Genomic DNA, 16,714 nt, shown 5'->3' with positions numbered 1-16,714 from the left:
CGCGTCAATGCAAAATCAGCGCGGCGCCGCCGATGGCGCTCCCGGAAAGCGAACCCCGAAGCGCTGGATCAGTCCGGGCACGCTGCTCATGTCCATGTCGAGCGCATAGCGCGCGCAGAGCGCCGCCAGGCGCTGCGGATCAGGCGGACCATTGATCAACTCCGCTCCGAGCTCACGGAAATAGGCCTCAAATCCGGCGGGCGATATGATTTCCAGTACGCGGGCCGGCGTGTCCCCGGCGTTCCAAAATGTGTGCCACTGCTCGCGCGGCTTGAAGATCAGGTCTCCCGGATTGCCGATCACGACGGACTCGCCGAGCAGCGCCCCGATCCTGCCTTCGAGGACGAAACTGTACTCGTCCTCGCGATGATGCCGGTGCATGGGGGCTGCCAAAGCGTGCGGCTGCATTGGATGCTCGACGAGCGCAAAGCACCTGCCGGCGTCGTCCCCTTCGACCATGAACCTGGCGCTCGTGCCGCCGAGAACGGCGAGATGACCATCATGTGGGCCGAGTATTCGCGGTGATACCATGCTGTCCGTCGCTCCAGTCATGTGCCGGGATAATGTTGCCGCAGTGGTTCACAGCCCCGCGCCAGCGCTAGGTTAATTTGGGCGGAGGTGGCAGCGCTCCAATCTGGTGAAGAAGCGCAAAGCGGTCGGGCACGCCCCAGTGTTCGATCAGTTTGCCGTCGGCAAATCGACAGATGTCGATAACGTCGATGGTGACTGGTTTTCCTGATCGCGGATCGACGCCTGTTGCCTTGCTGCGCGCCCATACCGTATCGCCAGCTTCCACGATCGCCTCTATCGCGAGCCGCAGGTTCTTGATGCTGCCTCTCGCATCTTCGATCTGCGCCTTCAGGATTTGCGGGCCGGGAAGGTCGGTTTTCGATAGATACTCATGTTCGATCAGCTTCTCGGCGCAAACTTCGTCTGCGACCGTCAGATCGCCCTGAGAAAAGCCACGTTCGATGATGGCCTTGAAGTGCTCCAGGTTTGTCGACATGCCCATCGCTCCGGTTCTCTCGGACCGCCGACCGCGATGCTGGCAGCAACGACACGAATTTGCGTCGCGTCATGCTCGCCGTCATCCTGGTCTTCGGTGAGGGCAGACGTTGCCGTGGAGCCCGCGTGAACGCTTGTAAATTTCGGTCATCCGCCGGGGAAAAAGATGTTGTCCCAGTCGCCGACGAGGCCGGTAGGCGGCAGGCCGGCGAAAACGCGGCATTCGCGGATGAAATGGGCCTGATCGAAGTAGCCGAGTTCGTGAGCAATGTCGGTCCAGGTCCGGTGCGGGGCATCGCGGCGGGCGATCAACGCCCGGTCGAACCGGATTGTTCGGGCAAACAGTTTGGGCGTCATTCCAACCTGCGTCGCAAACCGGCGCTGGAACTGACTGGGGCTGAGGCCGGAATTTGCAACGAGGTCCCCGATCCGCGAACGGTCCCGTACGGCGATCATCCGGCGTGACGCGACGCCAATCGCGCAGTCGGGGCCGCGCTTCTCAAGCATTGTCTCAACCCAGCGTTCGACGGCGGCGACGCGCAGATTGAAGTCCGGCGCAAGGCGCACCGCGTCGCCAACGGCCGTGGCGGATTGGCCGAGGACATCGGAGGCTGCCGGGTCCTGGTTGACCAACGACGCCATGTCGATTCCAGCCAATCGGTTCAGGCCGGCCGGTTGAAACAGTATGCTGAAAACGTGGATCGAACCCGATAGACAAACGTGGGCTCTGCGATAGGTTTGCGGACCGACAATGCTCGTATCGGGCGTAGCGTTCGCCTGGCCACCGTCGATGCGGACACGATATGGATCAGCCAGGTGGACAATCAGGATTTGATGCGGCCGTGCGGCGACGGGCCAGGCCAGGACCGCGCTACCCAGCTCCACGCGCCTCTCCTCGAACGCGCGTAAGACGTCGCGAAGTTGGGGGTGGGGTAATGCCCGCTTGATATCCATGGAGGCCCCTCGGCGGCGGAAGCCTAGATCGAGCCGATACATGCGACAATGTCTGTCTTGCCGGCCCCTCGGGGTTATTTGCTCCGCGCCGAGTCCGCTCTCGACCCCCGACAGACTTCTCGGTTGCATTTGCCTGGTTCAGGAATGCGCGCGGTGGCGGGTTTCTGTCCGTATTCATCTGAGGCTGCCACCAAGTCTGAGCGGCCCGCTGTCCGGATGAAGTTCGCGCAGGAACCTTGGCCTATCTGGGATGTTGGAGAGCAATTCAATGACTCAGGAGGAACTCTCATGAGAACGCTGTTACTGGCTGGTGCACTGGCGGTCGCCGGTTTCGCTATGGCCACGCCGATCTCCATTGCACCCGCGTCGGCTCAGGTTGCCGTTGATACTCCGCTCGGCGGCGTAAGAGTGGGCCCGGAGCCCCGTTACTACCGAGATTACGATCGACCCGCTTATCGCGCCTACGGATATGATCGCGGATATCGCGGATGCCGCACCGTCACGATCGAGCGTGACGACGGATCGGTCCGGAGGGTCCGTCGCTGCGACTAGCAGTACCGGACTAGAGGACGACTTCCGGGGCTTCCAAGGCCGCTCGAGCCGGTCCTCGCAATCAAGGAATTGGAGTCATCGACTTGGGCCGCTGCAGTTGGCGGCCTGTTTCATTTCGCGAATGTCGCCTGTTGGCCCAAGGCGCTGGCCCAAGGCCGGCAGGCGTTCATGTTGGATTCCACGTCGCCTTCGCGGGGTAAGCGGACGTGCAGGTCACGAACTCACCGCCGCAGCGCCGGCACCACCAGGAACGGGATCAGGCCGAGCACCACATTGACCAGCGCGAAGACGATCAGCGGATTGTAGCTGTGGGTCCAGTCGTGGATCAGGCCGCCGCCCCATGAGCCAAGGCCGGAGCCGAGGCCGCTGCCGATCATGATCGTGCCGTAGATCGTGCCGACGCGCTCGCCACGGAAGATCTTCAGCGCGGTCGCGGTGATCAGCGGGCCGCGCGAGCCGATCATGCTGCCGAAGCAGATGATGAAGCCGGTCAGCAGCCAGTAGTTCGGATACCACTGCAGCAGCCAGAGCAGAATGATGCCGAGGATCGAGACGCCGTAGCTGAACAATACCGAGGGCCGGCGGCCGATGATGCCGTCGAGGGTGGACACGCCGAGCATGCCGACGAACAGCGCGACGCCGGAGAAGCCCCAGGCGGTTGCTGCCTGTAGCGGCGGGAAGCCGACATCGATCAAATAGGCGACGATCTGGGCGGTCAGCGCGTACATCGCGATCGCGGTGAAGAAGAAGGTGGAGAACAGCGCCCAGAAGGCGTGGTGGCGCATCGCGCTGAGCAGCGTCCAGCCTTCGTCGGCCAAGCTGCTTTCCGCCTTCCTGACGATATGCGGCGATCCGCCGGCGAGCAGCCGCCACGGCAGAAAGACCAGCGGAACAAGCAGGCAGAGCGCGCCGATGCCGAACACCTGATAGGCCTCGCGCCAGCCGATCCGGTCGATCAAGACCTGCGACAGCGGCAACAGCAGCAAGAGGCCGGCGCCGGTCGCCGAATACATCACGGCCATCGCGGTCGGCAGGCGTGGTCCGAACCAGCGGCCGAGCAGGATCGAATTCGACACATTGCCGATCAGCGCGGTGCCGAAACCGACGCAGAGTCCGACGCTGAGCTGGAATTGCCAGAGCTCTTGCGCGCGTGAAGCAACGAGGAATGCGCAACCGAGCAGCGACAGGCCCAGCGCATAGACCACGCGCGGACCCGAGCGGTCAAACAGGCGTCCGACCAGCGGCGCGGTCAGGCCGCTGGCGAGCCAGGTCAGCGAGTAGACCGACACTACAGAGGCGCGGTCCCAGCCGAAATTTTCCGAGATCGGTTTCAGGAAAACGGTGAAGCTGTCGCTAAGGCCGCGCCCAAGCACCGACAGCACGAAGCAGAGCGCGAGCACGTTCAGCGCGACGCGGGACTGCTTCGCCGGCGTTGCAAGCGTGTCGTTCGGAGGCGTGGTCTGCTGGTCCATCGCATTCTTTTCGAGCGCGATCGGACGTAAAACCGGAAGTCCGCTTTTGCTGATCGCGCTCAGGCAGGGAGCGCGCTTTCCGCACTCCCTGCAACCGACAAATGCGAATGCGCCTATGCAGGCTTCAGCAGGACGTGGCGCTTCTTGCCGAGCGACAGTTTCACCACGCCTTCCGGCGTGAGATTGGCCGAAGTCAGCAACATCTTCTCGTCGGTCACGGCAGCATCGTTGACGCGCAGGCCGCCGCCCTTGATCTGCCGGCGCGCTTCGCCGTTGGAAGCGACGAGCTCGGCCTTAACGAAGGCGACGAGCACGCCGACGCCGGCTTCAAATTCGCCGCGCGGAATTTCCACCGTCGGCAAGGTTTCGGCCAGCGCACCTTCCTCGAAGGTGCGGCGCGCGGTCTCGGCGGCTTCGTTCGCTGCATCGCGGCCATGGAGCAGGGCGGTCGCTTCCGTCGCCAGCACCTTCTTGGCCTCGTTAATCTCGCCGCCGGCCAGCGCCGCAAGCTTGCTGATCTCGCTCATCGGCAGGATGGTGAACAGCTTGAGGAACTTGACGACGTCGGCGTCCTCGACATTGCGCCAGTACTGCCAGAAATCGTAGGGCGAGAACTGGTCGGCGTTGAGCCACACCGCGCCCTTGGCGGTCTTGCCCATCTTGTCGCCGGAGGCGGTGGTGAGCAGCGGCGTGGTCAGCGCAAACAGTTGCGGCGTGCCCATGCGGCGGCCGAGATCGACGCCGTTGACGATATTGCCCCACTGGTCTGAGCCGCCCATCTGCAGCCGGCAGCCGGCGCGGCGCGACAGCTCGACGAAGTCGTAGGCCTGGCAGACCATGTAGTTGAACTCGATGAAGCTCATCTCCTGCTCGCGTTCGAGCCGGAGCCGCACCGAGTCCATGGTCAGCATGCGGTTGACCGAGAAGTGCCGGCCGATGTCGCGCAGCATCTCGATCCAGTTCAATTTGGTCAGCCACTCGGCATTGTCGAGCATGATGGCGTCGGAAGGCCCGTTGCCGTAGCGCAGCACCTTGGCGAACACGCCGCGGATCGAGGCCTTGTTGGCTTCGATCTCCGCAACCGTGCGCATCGCGCGCGTCTCGTCCTTGCCGGAGGGGTCGCCGACCATCGTGGTGCCGCCGCCCATCAGCGTGATCGGCTTGTTGCCGCTCTGCTGCAGCCAGTACAGCATCATCATGGTGAGGAAGTTGCCGATGTGCAGCGACGGTGCGGTGCAGTCATAGCCGACATAGGCTGTCGCCTCGCCCTTCGCGGCAAGCGCGTCGAGGCCCTCGAAATCGGAGCACTGGTGGACGAAGCCGCGTTCCTGTAAAGTGTTCAGGAAATCCGATTTAAATGCAGTCATTTGTCGGCCAGCCAGCTCGTTCTGTTTTTACGGTTTTTGCATCAATTTGCGGAACCTTGGCGCTGAGGCTGCCGCAGGCGAACGCGCAGTGGCATTATAGGATGTACTTGTTTGAGACAAGCCGGGGGTTCCCGGCTGGGGCGCTTCCAACATGATGTTAACGGCACTCGGTCTGATGAGCGGTACCTCGCTCGACGGGGTCGACGTGGCATTGATCGAGACCGACGGCCGCCAGATCAAGGCCTTCGGGCCCACGGGCTATCGGCCTTATACCGAAGGCGAGCGCAGCCTGCTGCGCCAGGCGCTGACGGAGGCGGTCCATCTGTCGCGGCGCGACGCCCGGCCGGGGATTTTGCGGCAGGCCGAGCAGGCCGTCACCACGGCCCATGCCGAGGCGGTCGCCAGCTTCACGGCCCAGCACCGGATCTCGGCCCAGGACATCGACATCGTCGGGTTCCATGGTCAGACCGTGCTGCACCGCCCCGAGCGGAGGCTGACCGTGCAGATCGGCGATGCCCTGGCGCTCGCCAAGGTGATCCACATTCCGGTGATGCACGATTTCCGCGCCGCCGACGTCGAGGCCGGCGGGCAGGGCGCGCCGTTCGTGCCGGTCTACCACCGCGCGCTGGCGCAATCGCTGAACCGCGAGGGGCCGATCGTCGTGGTCAATATCGGCGGCGTCTCCAACATCACCTATATCGACGGCACGGACACGCTGATCGCCTGCGACACCGGGCCGGGCAATGCGCTGCTCGACGACTTCATGTTCCGTCAGATGCATCAGCCGTTCGACACCGCCGGCAAGTTCGCCGCGCTGGGCAAACCGGACGAGGCCTGGATCGCACAGGCGTTGAAGCTGCCGTTCTTTGCGCTGCCGCCGCCGAAATCGCTCGACCGCAACGACTTCGCGAGCCTCAAGCTCGGCGCCGTGGCGCCGGCCGATGGCGCCGCGACGCTGACCGCCTTCACTGCCGCGGCAATCGCTCGCGTCGTGCCGCTGCTGCCGAAACGGCCGAAGAGCTGGATCATCTGCGGCGGTGGCGCCTCCAACCTCACGATGATGCGGATGCTGCGCGAGCGGCTGGCGCCGGCGACCGTCGAGCCGGCCGAGGCGCTCGGCTGGGCGGCGGATGCGATCGAGGCGCAGGCGTTCGGCTTCCTTGCCGCGCGCGGCATGAAGGGCCTGCCGCTGAGCTACCCCGCCACCACGGGGGTGCCGATCCCGATGACCGGGGGTATCATCGCGCGACCGTGATTTAGATGCAAATGCATCTACCTTGACAGTTCCATGCCGTTGCATTTAATTCGATGCAGTTGCATTGAACGCGAGGTTCGTCATGGCCGCCCTGAAACTGATCAGCCACAAGCTCTGCCCCTATGTGCAACGCGCGGTGATCGCGCTGCGTGAGAAGGGCGTGCCGTTCGAGCGGATCGACATCGATCTCGCCAACAAGCCGGACTGGTTCCTGAAGATTTCGCCGCTCGGCAAGGTGCCGGTGCTGGTGGTGACGCGCGACGACGGCAAGGAGGTCGCGCTGTTCGAGAGCAATGTGATCTGCGAGTACATCGAGGAGACGCAAGCGGGGGCGAAGCTGCACCCACAGGATCCTCTTGTCCGCGCCGAACATCGCGCCTGGATGGAGTTCGGCTCGGCCATTCTCGGCGATCTCTGGGGGCTCGAGACTGCGACAGATGCCGCGGCCTTCGAGAGCAAGCGGCAGGCGGTCGCGGCGAAATTCGCGCGCGTCGAGGCGGCGCTCGGTGCCGGCCCGTTCTTCGCCGGCCAGAATTTCAGTCTGGTGGATGCGGTGTTCGCGCCGATCTTCCGCTATTTCGATTTGTTCGACCAGCTGACCGATCTCGCTGTTTTCACGCACACGCCAAAACTTCGCGCCTGGCGCAGCGCGCTGGCACAGCGGCCGAGCGTGCGCAGTGCGGTGTCGCCGGACTATCCGGCGCTGTTGCACGCGTTCCTGGTCGGCCACCGCGCGCATATGCTGAAGCTTGCCGCGTAAGCCATGTCGCACTCGGTTGCCTGGATCGCGCTCATCGTCGCCGGCCTGCTGGACGTCGGCTGGGCGATTTCGATGAAATATGCCGAAGGCTATACGCGGCTCGGCTGGACGCTGGTCTCGCTGCTGCTGCTCGCCGCGTTCGTGTTCCTGCTCGGACGCGCGCTGCAGGTGCTCGGCGTCGGCGTCGCCTACACGGTGTGGACCGGCATCGGCGCGGCCGGCACGCTGGCCATGGGCGTGCTGCTGTTCAACGAGGCGCTCAACCCGATGAAGGTCGCGGGGATTGCGCTGGTGCTGATCGGGATTGCCGCGCTGAAGCTGGCGCCGGAATGAATCTGTAGCCCGGATGAGCGCAGCGATATCCGGGTTCTTGTCGGCCGCGCCCGCATGTCGCTTCGCTCATGCGGGCTACCTGGAATCCGTGGCCCGGATGGAGTCAACGGGTCGCGCGAACGCGCGCCCGATGACAGGCTCCGCGCAATCCGGGGCTCTTATCCGCGGTGAGAGTGGTCCCGGATTTCGCTGCGCTTCATCCGGGCTACAGGAGCGCAACGTCAGCGCACGTTGGCGAGACGCATGTCGAGATAGCCGGTCACCGTCTCCATCAGCGGCTCGAGCTTGCCGTCGAAGAAGTGGTTGGCGCCGGGGATGACCTGCTGGTCGATCACGATGCCCTTCTGCGTCTTCAGCTTCTCGACGAGCGTGTTGACGTCCTTGGGCGGCACCACGGCATCCTTGTCGCCGTGCACGATCAGGCCCGACGACGGGCAGGGCGCGAGGAACGAGAAGTCGTAGAGATTGGCGGGCGGCGCGATCGAGATGAATCCCTCGACCTCCGGCCGGCGCATCAGAAGCTGCATGCCGATCCATGCGCCGAACGAGAAGCCCGCAACCCAGCAGGCGCGCGCCTCCGGATTGATCGCCTGCGCCCAGTCGAGCGCGCTCGCGGCGTCGGACAATTCGCCGGTGCCGTGATCGAACGAGCCCTGGCTGCGGCCGACGCCACGGAAGTTGAAGCGCAGCACCGAGAAGCCGCGATGCGCGAACGCGTAGTAGCACTGGTAGACGATCTGGTGGTTCATCGTGCCGTGGAACTGCGGATGCGGATGCAGGATCATCGCAATCGGCGCGTTCTTCTGCTTGGCCGGGTGGTAGCGGCCCTCGAGGCGGCCAGCAGGGCCGGTGAAAATGACTTCAGGCATTGTGTTCCCTTGATTGCCGCGTTCCCTTGATTGACGTCGATCAATCAACCGGTTGGAGCCATCTTCAGCGACGGTTCGCGAACAGAGCAGCTCGTGATGAAATCGGCGCAGGCACCGCCGCGCGGCACGCTGGAGGCCTTCTAGCATGACGCAAGGGGCAAAAATCAAGGAAATTGTGCCGCTTGGCGGTCGCGAATCCGCGTCGCGTTGCGCACGTTGCCGACGCGGCGGCGGCGATCCGGAACGACACGCCGGATTGCTTCGAAGGCTACCTGAAGTTTCAGTCTGTCATAATGCTATCGCGCTCGGGGGACCGCGAACGCCGTGTCTGGCAGCGGCGCGAGGCTCCTGCCGCGCGTGAAAAATCTCCCGTGCCGGTGACGTCTGATCTGGTCTCGGTCGTCAACTGTCGTTATGTCGCAGTGAAGGCCGCAACCACGGTGGTTGCCGCGGATGGTTTCATGGCCGATCGCGTCTATCTCGACTGGAATGCCACCACGCCGCTTCGCCAGGAGGCGAAGGCGGCGATGGCTGCGGCGTGGGAATTGATCGGCAACCCGTCCTCGGTGCACAGCGAGGGACGGCGGGCGCGACGGCTGCTTGAGGAAGCCCGCAATGCTGTGGCGAAGGCGGTCGGCGGCCGGCCGCAGGACGTGGTGTTTCTCTCCGGCGGGACCGAAGCCAATGCGCTCGCACTGACGCCGGGATTGCACAGGGCTGCGGGCGCGCCGGTGCAGCGGCTCCTGGTGTCGGCGATCGAGCATGCGTCCGTGCTCGCGGGCGGTCGGTTTGCGACGGAGGCGACCGCCGCAATCCATGTCACGCGCGCCGGTGTGATCGATCTCGACCATCTGCGCGCACTGCTGGCCGACGGTCCGCCGGCTCTGGTCTCGGTGATGCTGGCGAACAACGAGACCGGTGCCATTCAGCCGGTGGCTGACGTCGCCGCAATCGTCCATGCGGCTGGCGGGCTGCTGCACGTCGACGCGATCCAGGCGTTCGGCAAGATCCCGTTCGATCTCGCCTCGACGCAGGCCGACCTGGTGACGCTGTCGGCGCACAAGATCGGCGGACCGAAGGGCGCAGGCGCGCTGGTGCTCGCCGAGGGCGTCGAGGGCCTGGGGGCGTTTCTGCGCGGCGGCGGGCAGGAGCTCGGGCGGCGGGCAGGGACCGAGAACATCGCCGGCATCGCCGGGTTCGGTGCGGCCGCCAAGGCCGCGATGGCGGCGCTGAAGCCTGATGCGGCCCGCGTCAGGGGACTGCGCGACCGGCTCGAGCACGGGCTGCGGCAGACGCCGGACGTGCTGGTCTTCTCCGATGACGTCAAGCGGTTGCCCAATACCGTCCTGTTCACGGCGCCCGGAATGAAGGCCGAGACGGCGGTCATCGGGTTCGACCTTGGGGGAATCGCGGTGTCGTCCGGTTCCGCCTGTTCGTCGGGCAAGGTCCAGCCTTCCCACGTGCTAGAGGCAATGGAATACCGTTCGGAGGTGTCCCAGGGAGCGGTGCGGCTCAGTCTTGGCTGGTCTACCACGGAGACAGACGTGGATTTGACCCTCAAGGCTTGGCGAAAGCTCGCCGATACCTTAGTTAAGGGGGAACGACGAAACACAGCTTGAACTGTTCTAAGCGGATTTCGTCAACAAAGCATCGTACGAGATTTTCGGAACTTGATATCCACCGCGGTCCTTGAAACCGCGAGCGGAGGATTGAATGCCTGCTGTACAAGAGACGGTCGAGCGCGTCCGGCGCATCGACGTCGACCAGTATCGATATGGGTTTGAGACGCTGATCGAGTCCGACAAGGCCCCGAAGGGGCTGTCGGAAGACACCGTCCGCTTCATCTCCGCAAAGAAGAATGAACCGGCCTGGATGCTGGAATGGCGCCTGGAGGCGTATCGCCGCTGGCTGACCATGACCGAGCCGACCTGGGCGCGCGTCGACTATCCGAAGATCGACTACCAGGACATCTACTACTACGCGGCGCCGAAGCCGAAGAAGACGCTGTCCTCGATCGACGAGATCGATCCGGAAATCCTCAAGACCTACGAGAAGCTCGGCATCCCCTTGCGCGAGGTCGCGATCCTCGAGGGCGTCGAGCCGCCGCCCGGTGGCGAGCAGACGCCGAACCGCAAGATCGCGGTCGATGCCGTGTTCGACTCGGTCTCGGTCGCGACCACCTTCCAGAAGGAGCTGAAGGCGGCCGGCGTGATCTTCATGCCGATCTCGGAGGCGATCCGCGAGCATCCCGAGCTGGTGCAGAAATATCTCGGCACCGTGGTGCCGACCTCGGACAATTACTTCGCGACATTGAATTCGGCTGTGTTCTCCGACGGCTCGTTCGTCTACGTGCCGCCGGGCGTGCGCTGCCCGATGGAGCTGTCGACCTATTTCCGCATCAATGAGCGCAACACCGGCCAGTTCGAGCGCACGCTGATCATCGCCGACAAGGGCTCCTACGTCTCCTATCTCGAGGGCTGCACCGCGCCGCAGCGCGACGAGAACCAGCTGCACGCCGCCGTGGTCGAGCTCGTCACGCTCGACGATGCCGAGATCAAATATTCGACAGTGCAGAACTGGTACCCGGGCAATTCTGAAGGCAAGGGCGGCATCTACAATTTCGTCACCAAGCGTGGCGACTGCCGCGGCAGGAACTCCAAGATCTCCTGGACCCAGGTCGAGACCGGCTCGGCGATCACCTGGAAATATCCGAGCTGCATCCTGCGCGGCGACAATTCGAGCGGCGAGTTCTACTCGATCGCGATCTCGAACGGTTTCCAGCAGGTCGATAGCGGCACCAAGATGATCCATCTCGGCAAGAACACGTCGAGCCGGATCATCTCCAAGGGCATCGCCGCCGGCAAGTCGCAGAACACCTATCGCGGTCTCGTCAGCGCCCATCGCAAGGCCACCGGCGCGCGCAACTACACCGCCTGCGACTCGCTTCTGATCGGCGACAAATGCGGCGCGCACACCGTGCCCTATGTCGAGGCCAAGAATTCCTCGGCGACGTTCGAGCATGAAGCAACGACGTCGAAGATTTCCGAGGACGTGCTGTTCTACTGCATCCAGCGCGGGCTCTCGCAGGAAGAAGCCGTCGGCCTCGTCGTCAACGGTTTCGTGAAGGACGTGCTGCAGCAACTGCCGATGGAGTTCGCGGTGGAAGCGCAGAAGCTGATCTCGATCAGCCTTGAAGGTTCGGTTGGCTAATCCATCCCGCTAACGGCGCGGCCGACGCGCCTCGGGGTGATGCTCAGGAAAAATCAGATGTCTCTGCTTGAAGTGAAAGATCTGCAGGTTCGTGTCGAGGAGCGTGAGATCCTCCACGGGCTGTCGCTCACGGTGAACCCGGGCGAGGTGCACGCGATCATGGGGCCGAACGGCTCCGGCAAATCGACGCTCTCCCACGTCATCGCCGGCAAGCCGGGCTATGAAGTCACCGGCGGGCAGATCCTGTTCAGGGGCGAGGACCTGCTCGAGATGGAGCCCAATGAGCGCGCCGCCAAGGGTGTGTTCCTGGCGTTCCAGTATCCGGTCGAGATCCCCGGCGTGACCACATGGAATTTCCTGCATGCGGCGCTCAACGCCCAGCGCAAGGCGCGCGGCGAGGACGAGATCTCGTCGCCGGCCTTCCTCAAGAAGGTCCGCGAGGTCGCCAAGTCGCTGAACATCCCGCAGGACATGCTGAAGCGCGGCGTCAATGTCGGCTTTTCCGGCGGCGAGAAGAAGCGCAACGAGATTCTGCAGATGGCGCTGTTCGAGCCGGCTGTCTGCATCCTCGACGAAATGGATTCCGGCCTCGACATCGACGCGCTGCGGATCGCGGCCGACGGCGTCAACGCGCTGCGCTCGCCGGAGCGCGCGATGGTCGTGATCACTCACTATCAGCGGCTGCTCAACTACATCGTGCCCGACTTCGTGCACGTGATGTCGAAGGGCCGGGTGGTGAAGAGCGGCGGCAAGGAGCTGGCGCTGGAGCTGGAAGAGTCCGGTTACACGCAGTTCGAAGACGCTGCCTGACAAACGCGGGTTTTGTGATGAACGTTGTTGCAAAGACCGAGACCGGGCGCGCGCTGGGCGATGCATTCGCCGTGGTGCGCGACCGTCTACCGGGTGAGGGCAAGATCGCCGACCAGCGGCGCCAGGCCTTCGAGGCTTATGAACGATCAGGCCTGCCGCATCGCCGGATTGAGGACTGGAAATACACCGACCTGCGCGCGCTGATGCGCGAAGTGCTGCCGCTCGCGGCGTCCCCGGATGATGCCGCGCTGGGCCGCGCCAGGGCCGTCGTAGAGGCCCACGCGATCGAAGGCGTCCGGCGTCTGGTGCTGGTCGACGGCGCGTTCGCGCCTGATCTTTCCGATTGGCAGGATCTGGAGAAGGGGCTCTCGATCAATCCTCTGCGCCTCGCGCTGGAAGCCGGCGACGAGATCGTCGCGACGCAGGCTCTCGCGTCCGATGTCGCCAACCCCATGATCGCGCTGAACGGCGCGATGGCGACCGACGGGGTCGTCATCGACGTCGCCAACGGCGCGGTGCTGACCCAGCCGCTGCATATCGTACATGTCGCATCCGGCACCGCGCCGGCCTCGACATTCACGCGGTCGTTGCTCCGGCTCGGCCGCGATACCAGCGTGACGCTGGTGGAGAGCTATCTCGCCGCCGACGGCGCCAAGGCCTACCAGACCCATGACGGACTGGTTGTTGCGATCGGTGACAACGCACGGCTCGATCACGTGCGCCTGGTCGAAGACAGCGTCGATGCCTTCAATATTTCCTCGGCGACGGTGTCGCTCGGCGCGCACGCCCATTTCAACACGTTCGGCCTGACCTCAGGCGGTCATGTCAGCCGCTATCAGCTGACGATCACCTGCGCCGGCGAGGGCTCGACGGTCGAGACCAACGGCGTCAATCTGATCAACGGCACGCAGCACGCTGATACCACGCTGTTCATGGACCACGCGGTGCCGCGCTGCGCGAGCCGCGAGATCTTCCGTGCCGTCGTCGACGACCGCGCCCATTCGGTGTTCCAGGGCCGCATCATCGTCCGTCCGGACGCCCAGAAGACCGACGCCAAGATGATGACCCGCGCGCTGCTGCTGTCCGACGACGCGGAAGCCGACAACAAGCCGGAGCTCGAGATCTTCGCCGACGACGTCACCTGCGGTCACGGTGCGACCACCGGCGCGCTCGACGAGAGCCTGCTGTTCTACATGCGCGCCCGCGGGCTGCCCGAGAAGGAAGCGCAGGCGCTCCTGATCCAGGCCTTCGTCGGCGAGGCGATCGAGTCCATCGCGAGCGACACGTTGCGCGAGGTCGCAATTGCCACCGCGCAGCGCTGGCTTCAGGCGAGGGCGTAAGCATGCACAAGGCGGTCGCCAACGGCAGTTACGATGTCGCGCTGGTACGGCAGGATTTCCCGGCGCTCGCCATGCAGATCTACGGCAAGCCGCTGGTCTATCTCGACAACGCGGCCTCGGCGCAGAAGCCGAATGCGGTGCTCGACCGCATGACCGAGGCCTACAAGAGCGAATACGCCAACGTGCATCGCGGCCTGCATTACCTCGCCAATGCCGCGACCGAGGCCTATGAGGGCGCCCGCGGCAAGGTCGCGAAGTTCATCAACGCCCGCCGCAGTGAAGAGATCGTCTTCACCCGCAACGTCACCGAGGCGATCAATCTGGTGGCGTCGTCCTGGGGCGGGGAAAACATCAAGGAGGGCGACGAGATCGTCCTCTCGATTATGGAGCACCACTCCAACATCGTGCCGTGGCACTTCCTCAGGGAACGCCACGGTGCCGTGATCAAGTGGGCGCCGGTCGACGACGAGGGCAACTTCCTGATCGAGGAGTTCGAGAAGCTCCTGACCCCGCGCACCAAGATCGTCGCGATCACCCAGATGTCGAACGCGCTCGGCACGCTGGTTCCGGTCAAGGACGTGATCCGGCTGGCGCACGCCCGCGGCATCCCGGTGCTGGTCGATGGCGCGCAAGGCGCGGTGCACCTGCCGATCGACGTCCAGGACCTCGATTGTGATTTTTACGCCTTCACCGGACACAAGGTGTACGGACCGACCGGCATCGGCGCGCTCTATGCCAAGCACGAGCATCTGGTGGCGATGCGGCCGTTCAACGGTGGCGGCGAGATGATCCGTGAGGTGGCCAAGGACTGGGTCACCTATGGCGATCCGCCACACAAATTCGAGGCCGGCACGCCGCCGATCGTCGAGGCGATCGGGCTGGGCGCTGCGATCGACTACGTCAATTCGATCGGCAAGGAACGCATCGCCGCGCACGAGCATGAGCTGCTCACCTACGCGCAGGATCGCCTGCGCGAGATCAACTCGCTGCGCGTGATCGGAACCGCCCGCAACAAGGGACCGGTGATCTCGTTCGAGATGAAGGGCGCGCATCCCCACGATGTCGCGACCGTGATCGATCGTCAGGGCATTGCGGTGCGCGCCGGCACGCATTGCGTGATGCCGCTTTTAGAGCGGTTCAACGTCACGGCCACCTGCCGCGCATCCTTCGGGATGTATAATACAAGGGAAGAAGTCGACCATCTGGCGCAGGCGCTGATCAAGGCGCGGGAATTGTTCGCATGACCGATACAGCCGAAGTCAAGACGGCCACCATGGAAACCACCTCGGCGCTGCCGGCGGAGGAGACCGAGCGCATGAGCGGCGAGATCGTCGCGGCGCTGAAGACGGTGTTCGATCCGGAAATCCCGGCCGACATCTACGAGCTCGGCCTGATCTACAAGGTCGATCTCAAGGACGATCGCTCGGTCGATATCCTGATGACCCTGACCACGCCGAACTGCCCGGCCGCGGGCGAATTGCCGCAGATGGTGGAGAACGCGGTTGCCAGCGTTCCCGGTGTCGGCGTCGTCAACGTCAATCTGGTCTGGGATCCGGCCTGGACGCCGGACCGGATGTCGGACGAGGCGCGCCTCGTCCTCAATATGTGGTGATGCGTTAGGGGATTGGACTTAGGCTCAAGAAGAACGGCAATTGATTTGCCGCTGGGACTGACCACATGAGTGACATGACGCAAGCTTCACCAACCCCAGCCAAGCCGAAGCGGCCCCGCCCGCAGGTCATGAAGTTGACCGATGCCGCGGCGGAGCGGATCACCGAGCTGACCAAGCGCGCCGATTCCGAGATCGTCGGGCTGCGCGTCGGCATCAAGAATGGCGGCTGCGCCGGACAGTCCTATACCGTCGAATACGTCCACGAGATCCGCCCGACCGACGAAGTGGTCGAGGACAAGGGCGTGAAGATCCTGGTCGATCCGAAGGCCGTGCTGTTCCTGCTTGGAACCGAGATGGACTATGTGGCCGACAAGATGCAGGCCCAGTTCGTGTTCAACAACCCGAACCAGATCTCCGCGTGCGGTTGCGGCGAATCGGTGCAGCTCAAGCCGGCCACGGTCTAGAGAGACGTCCGCATATCGATTGTCGTGTGATCGGCACCTGTGTTGCCCGTCATTGCGAGCGTAGCGAAGCAATCCATGTTTCCGCTTGTTGCGCGATGGATTGCTTCGCTACGCTCGCAATGACGTGGATGGAGACGCGCTCCTTACCATGAGGCGACAGACGGGGGCGATTGGCACATGGACCGCGAATTCCTCACCGACCTGTTCGCCGACTTCGGCCCGGTGACGCTGCGCCGGATGTTCTCCGGCTACGGTATCTCGGCTGACGGCACCAATTTCGCGCTCGCGCTGCGCGCCGGGCTCTACTTCCGTGCCGACGAGGAGACCATCCCGCAATTCGAGGCGGAAGGCTCCGGGCCGTTCCAGTATCAGACGCGTTCCAAGACGGTGACGGTGAACTCCTACTGGCAGCTGCCGGCACGGCTGTTCGATGATTCGGAAGAACTCGCTGTCTGGGCACGGTCGGCGCTCGGCGCCGCCCAGCGTGCCGCGTTGCGCAAGCGGCCGAGGAAACGAGCGGCCGCGCGAAAGTCGAAGGTGCCTGAGAAGAAGGCTGCTGCAAGGAAGGCTACTGGCAAGAAAGCAGCTGCCAGAAAGGCGGTTGCGAAGGGGCCGTCGGCGAAGAAGAAGCGATCGGCAAGGAAGCGCTCCTCATCCTGAGGCAGCCAATCCATCCACGTCATTGCGAGCGAAGCGAAGCAATCCATGATT

The 16,714-nt window shown here is 64.1% G+C and carries 17 protein-coding genes; 11 read left to right on the top strand and 6 right to left on the bottom strand.

The genetic code is table 11. The features are described from left to right. Positions 1 to 15: 15 nt before the first annotated feature. From QJT82_RS03335 to tyrS, 5 genes are all read right to left on the bottom strand, one after another. On the bottom strand, positions 16 to 408 hold the full coding sequence (locus QJT82_RS03335) for a cupin domain-containing protein (RefSeq protein ID WP_080687039.1): 393 nt from the start codon (positions 406 to 408) through the stop codon (positions 16 to 18). A gap of 190 nt (positions 409 to 598) precedes the next feature. Then, positions 599 to 1,006 carry an ester cyclase gene (locus tag QJT82_RS03330; RefSeq protein ID WP_196238259.1) on the bottom strand — a complete coding sequence of 136 codons (408 nt, stop codon included), beginning with the start codon at positions 1,004 to 1,006 and terminating at the stop codon, positions 599 to 601. A gap of 146 nt (positions 1,007 to 1,152) precedes the next feature. Next, a complete protein-coding gene (locus tag QJT82_RS03325; RefSeq protein ID WP_196238260.1) occupies positions 1,153 to 1,959 on the bottom strand; it encodes a helix-turn-helix domain-containing protein in 807 nt (268 codons plus the stop codon). A gap of 773 nt (positions 1,960 to 2,732) precedes the next feature. Continuing rightward, positions 2,733 to 3,983 (bottom strand): MFS transporter, encoded by a 1,251-nt coding sequence (locus tag QJT82_RS03320; protein ID WP_028344964.1) that lies wholly within the window; start codon positions 3,981 to 3,983, stop codon positions 2,733 to 2,735. 113 nt (positions 3,984 to 4,096) lie between these two features. After that, entirely contained in the window at positions 4,097 to 5,350 is a 1,254-nt protein-coding gene (tyrS, locus tag QJT82_RS03315) for a tyrosine--tRNA ligase (RefSeq protein WP_028344965.1), read from the bottom strand. A gap of 151 nt (positions 5,351 to 5,501) precedes the next feature. Here tyrS and QJT82_RS03310 point away from each other — a divergent pair, with 151 nt between their 5' ends. The 3 genes from QJT82_RS03310 (at position 5,502) to QJT82_RS03300 (ending at position 7,698) form a co-directional block, all read left to right on the top strand. After that, positions 5,502 to 6,605, top strand: coding sequence for an anhydro-N-acetylmuramic acid kinase (locus QJT82_RS03310; RefSeq protein WP_028344966.1), 1,104 nt, complete (start codon positions 5,502 to 5,504; stop codon positions 6,603 to 6,605). A gap of 82 nt (positions 6,606 to 6,687) precedes the next feature. Next, entirely contained in the window at positions 6,688 to 7,365 is a 678-nt protein-coding gene (locus QJT82_RS03305; protein ID WP_028344967.1) for a glutathione S-transferase family protein, read from the top strand. Between the two features lie 3 nt (positions 7,366 to 7,368). Beyond that, positions 7,369 to 7,698: a multidrug efflux SMR transporter gene (locus QJT82_RS03300; protein ID WP_028344968.1), complete on the top strand. Its 330-nt coding sequence runs from the start codon at positions 7,369 to 7,371 to the stop codon at positions 7,696 to 7,698. A gap of 221 nt (positions 7,699 to 7,919) precedes the next feature. Here QJT82_RS03300 and QJT82_RS03295 read toward each other — a convergent pair whose 3' ends face one another. Then, positions 7,920 to 8,567 (bottom strand): alpha/beta hydrolase, encoded by a 648-nt coding sequence (locus QJT82_RS03295; protein ID WP_016843213.1) that lies wholly within the window; start codon positions 8,565 to 8,567, stop codon positions 7,920 to 7,922. Between the two features lie 461 nt (positions 8,568 to 9,028). Here QJT82_RS03295 and QJT82_RS03290 point away from each other — a divergent pair, with 461 nt between their 5' ends. From QJT82_RS03290 to QJT82_RS03255, 8 genes are all read left to right on the top strand, one after another. Then, positions 9,029 to 10,186, top strand: coding sequence for a cysteine desulfurase family protein (locus QJT82_RS03290; protein ID WP_028344969.1), 1,158 nt, complete (start codon positions 9,029 to 9,031; stop codon positions 10,184 to 10,186). A 94-nt stretch (positions 10,187 to 10,280) separates the two neighbouring features. After that, positions 10,281 to 11,777, top strand: coding sequence for a Fe-S cluster assembly protein SufB (gene sufB / locus QJT82_RS03285; protein ID WP_038380064.1), 1,497 nt, complete (start codon positions 10,281 to 10,283; stop codon positions 11,775 to 11,777). Positions 11,778 to 11,834: 57 nt separating this feature from the next. Further along, positions 11,835 to 12,587, top strand: coding sequence for a Fe-S cluster assembly ATPase SufC (gene sufC, locus QJT82_RS03280; protein ID WP_028342146.1), 753 nt, complete (start codon positions 11,835 to 11,837; stop codon positions 12,585 to 12,587). Between the two features lie 17 nt (positions 12,588 to 12,604). Then, positions 12,605 to 13,927 (top strand): Fe-S cluster assembly protein SufD, encoded by a 1,323-nt coding sequence (sufD, locus tag QJT82_RS03275; RefSeq protein ID WP_028342145.1) that lies wholly within the window; start codon positions 12,605 to 12,607, stop codon positions 13,925 to 13,927. Between the two features lie 2 nt (positions 13,928 to 13,929). Next, positions 13,930 to 15,171, top strand: coding sequence for a cysteine desulfurase (locus QJT82_RS03270; protein WP_028342144.1), 1,242 nt, complete (start codon positions 13,930 to 13,932; stop codon positions 15,169 to 15,171). Continuing rightward, positions 15,168 to 15,539 (top strand): SUF system Fe-S cluster assembly protein, encoded by a 372-nt coding sequence (locus tag QJT82_RS03265; protein WP_028342143.1) that lies wholly within the window; start codon positions 15,168 to 15,170, stop codon positions 15,537 to 15,539. Before QJT82_RS03270 ends, QJT82_RS03265 begins: the two co-directional genes overlap by 4 nt. Positions 15,540 to 15,613: 74 nt before the next feature. Further along, positions 15,614 to 16,003 (top strand): Fe-S cluster assembly scaffold SufA, encoded by a 390-nt coding sequence (gene sufA, locus QJT82_RS03260; protein WP_264641923.1) that lies wholly within the window; start codon positions 15,614 to 15,616, stop codon positions 16,001 to 16,003. 177 nt (positions 16,004 to 16,180) lie between these two features. Then, positions 16,181 to 16,663, top strand: coding sequence for a TfoX/Sxy family protein (locus QJT82_RS03255; RefSeq protein WP_028342141.1), 483 nt, complete (start codon positions 16,181 to 16,183; stop codon positions 16,661 to 16,663). Positions 16,664 to 16,714: the final 51 nt, after the last annotated feature.

This window comes from Bradyrhizobium sp. Mp19, assembly GCF_029952935.1.
GTDB lineage: Bacteria > Pseudomonadota > Alphaproteobacteria > Rhizobiales > Xanthobacteraceae > Bradyrhizobium > Bradyrhizobium elkanii.
Note: the sequence above shows the minus strand (reverse complement) of the source record. Positions and strands in the feature narration are given on the sequence as shown.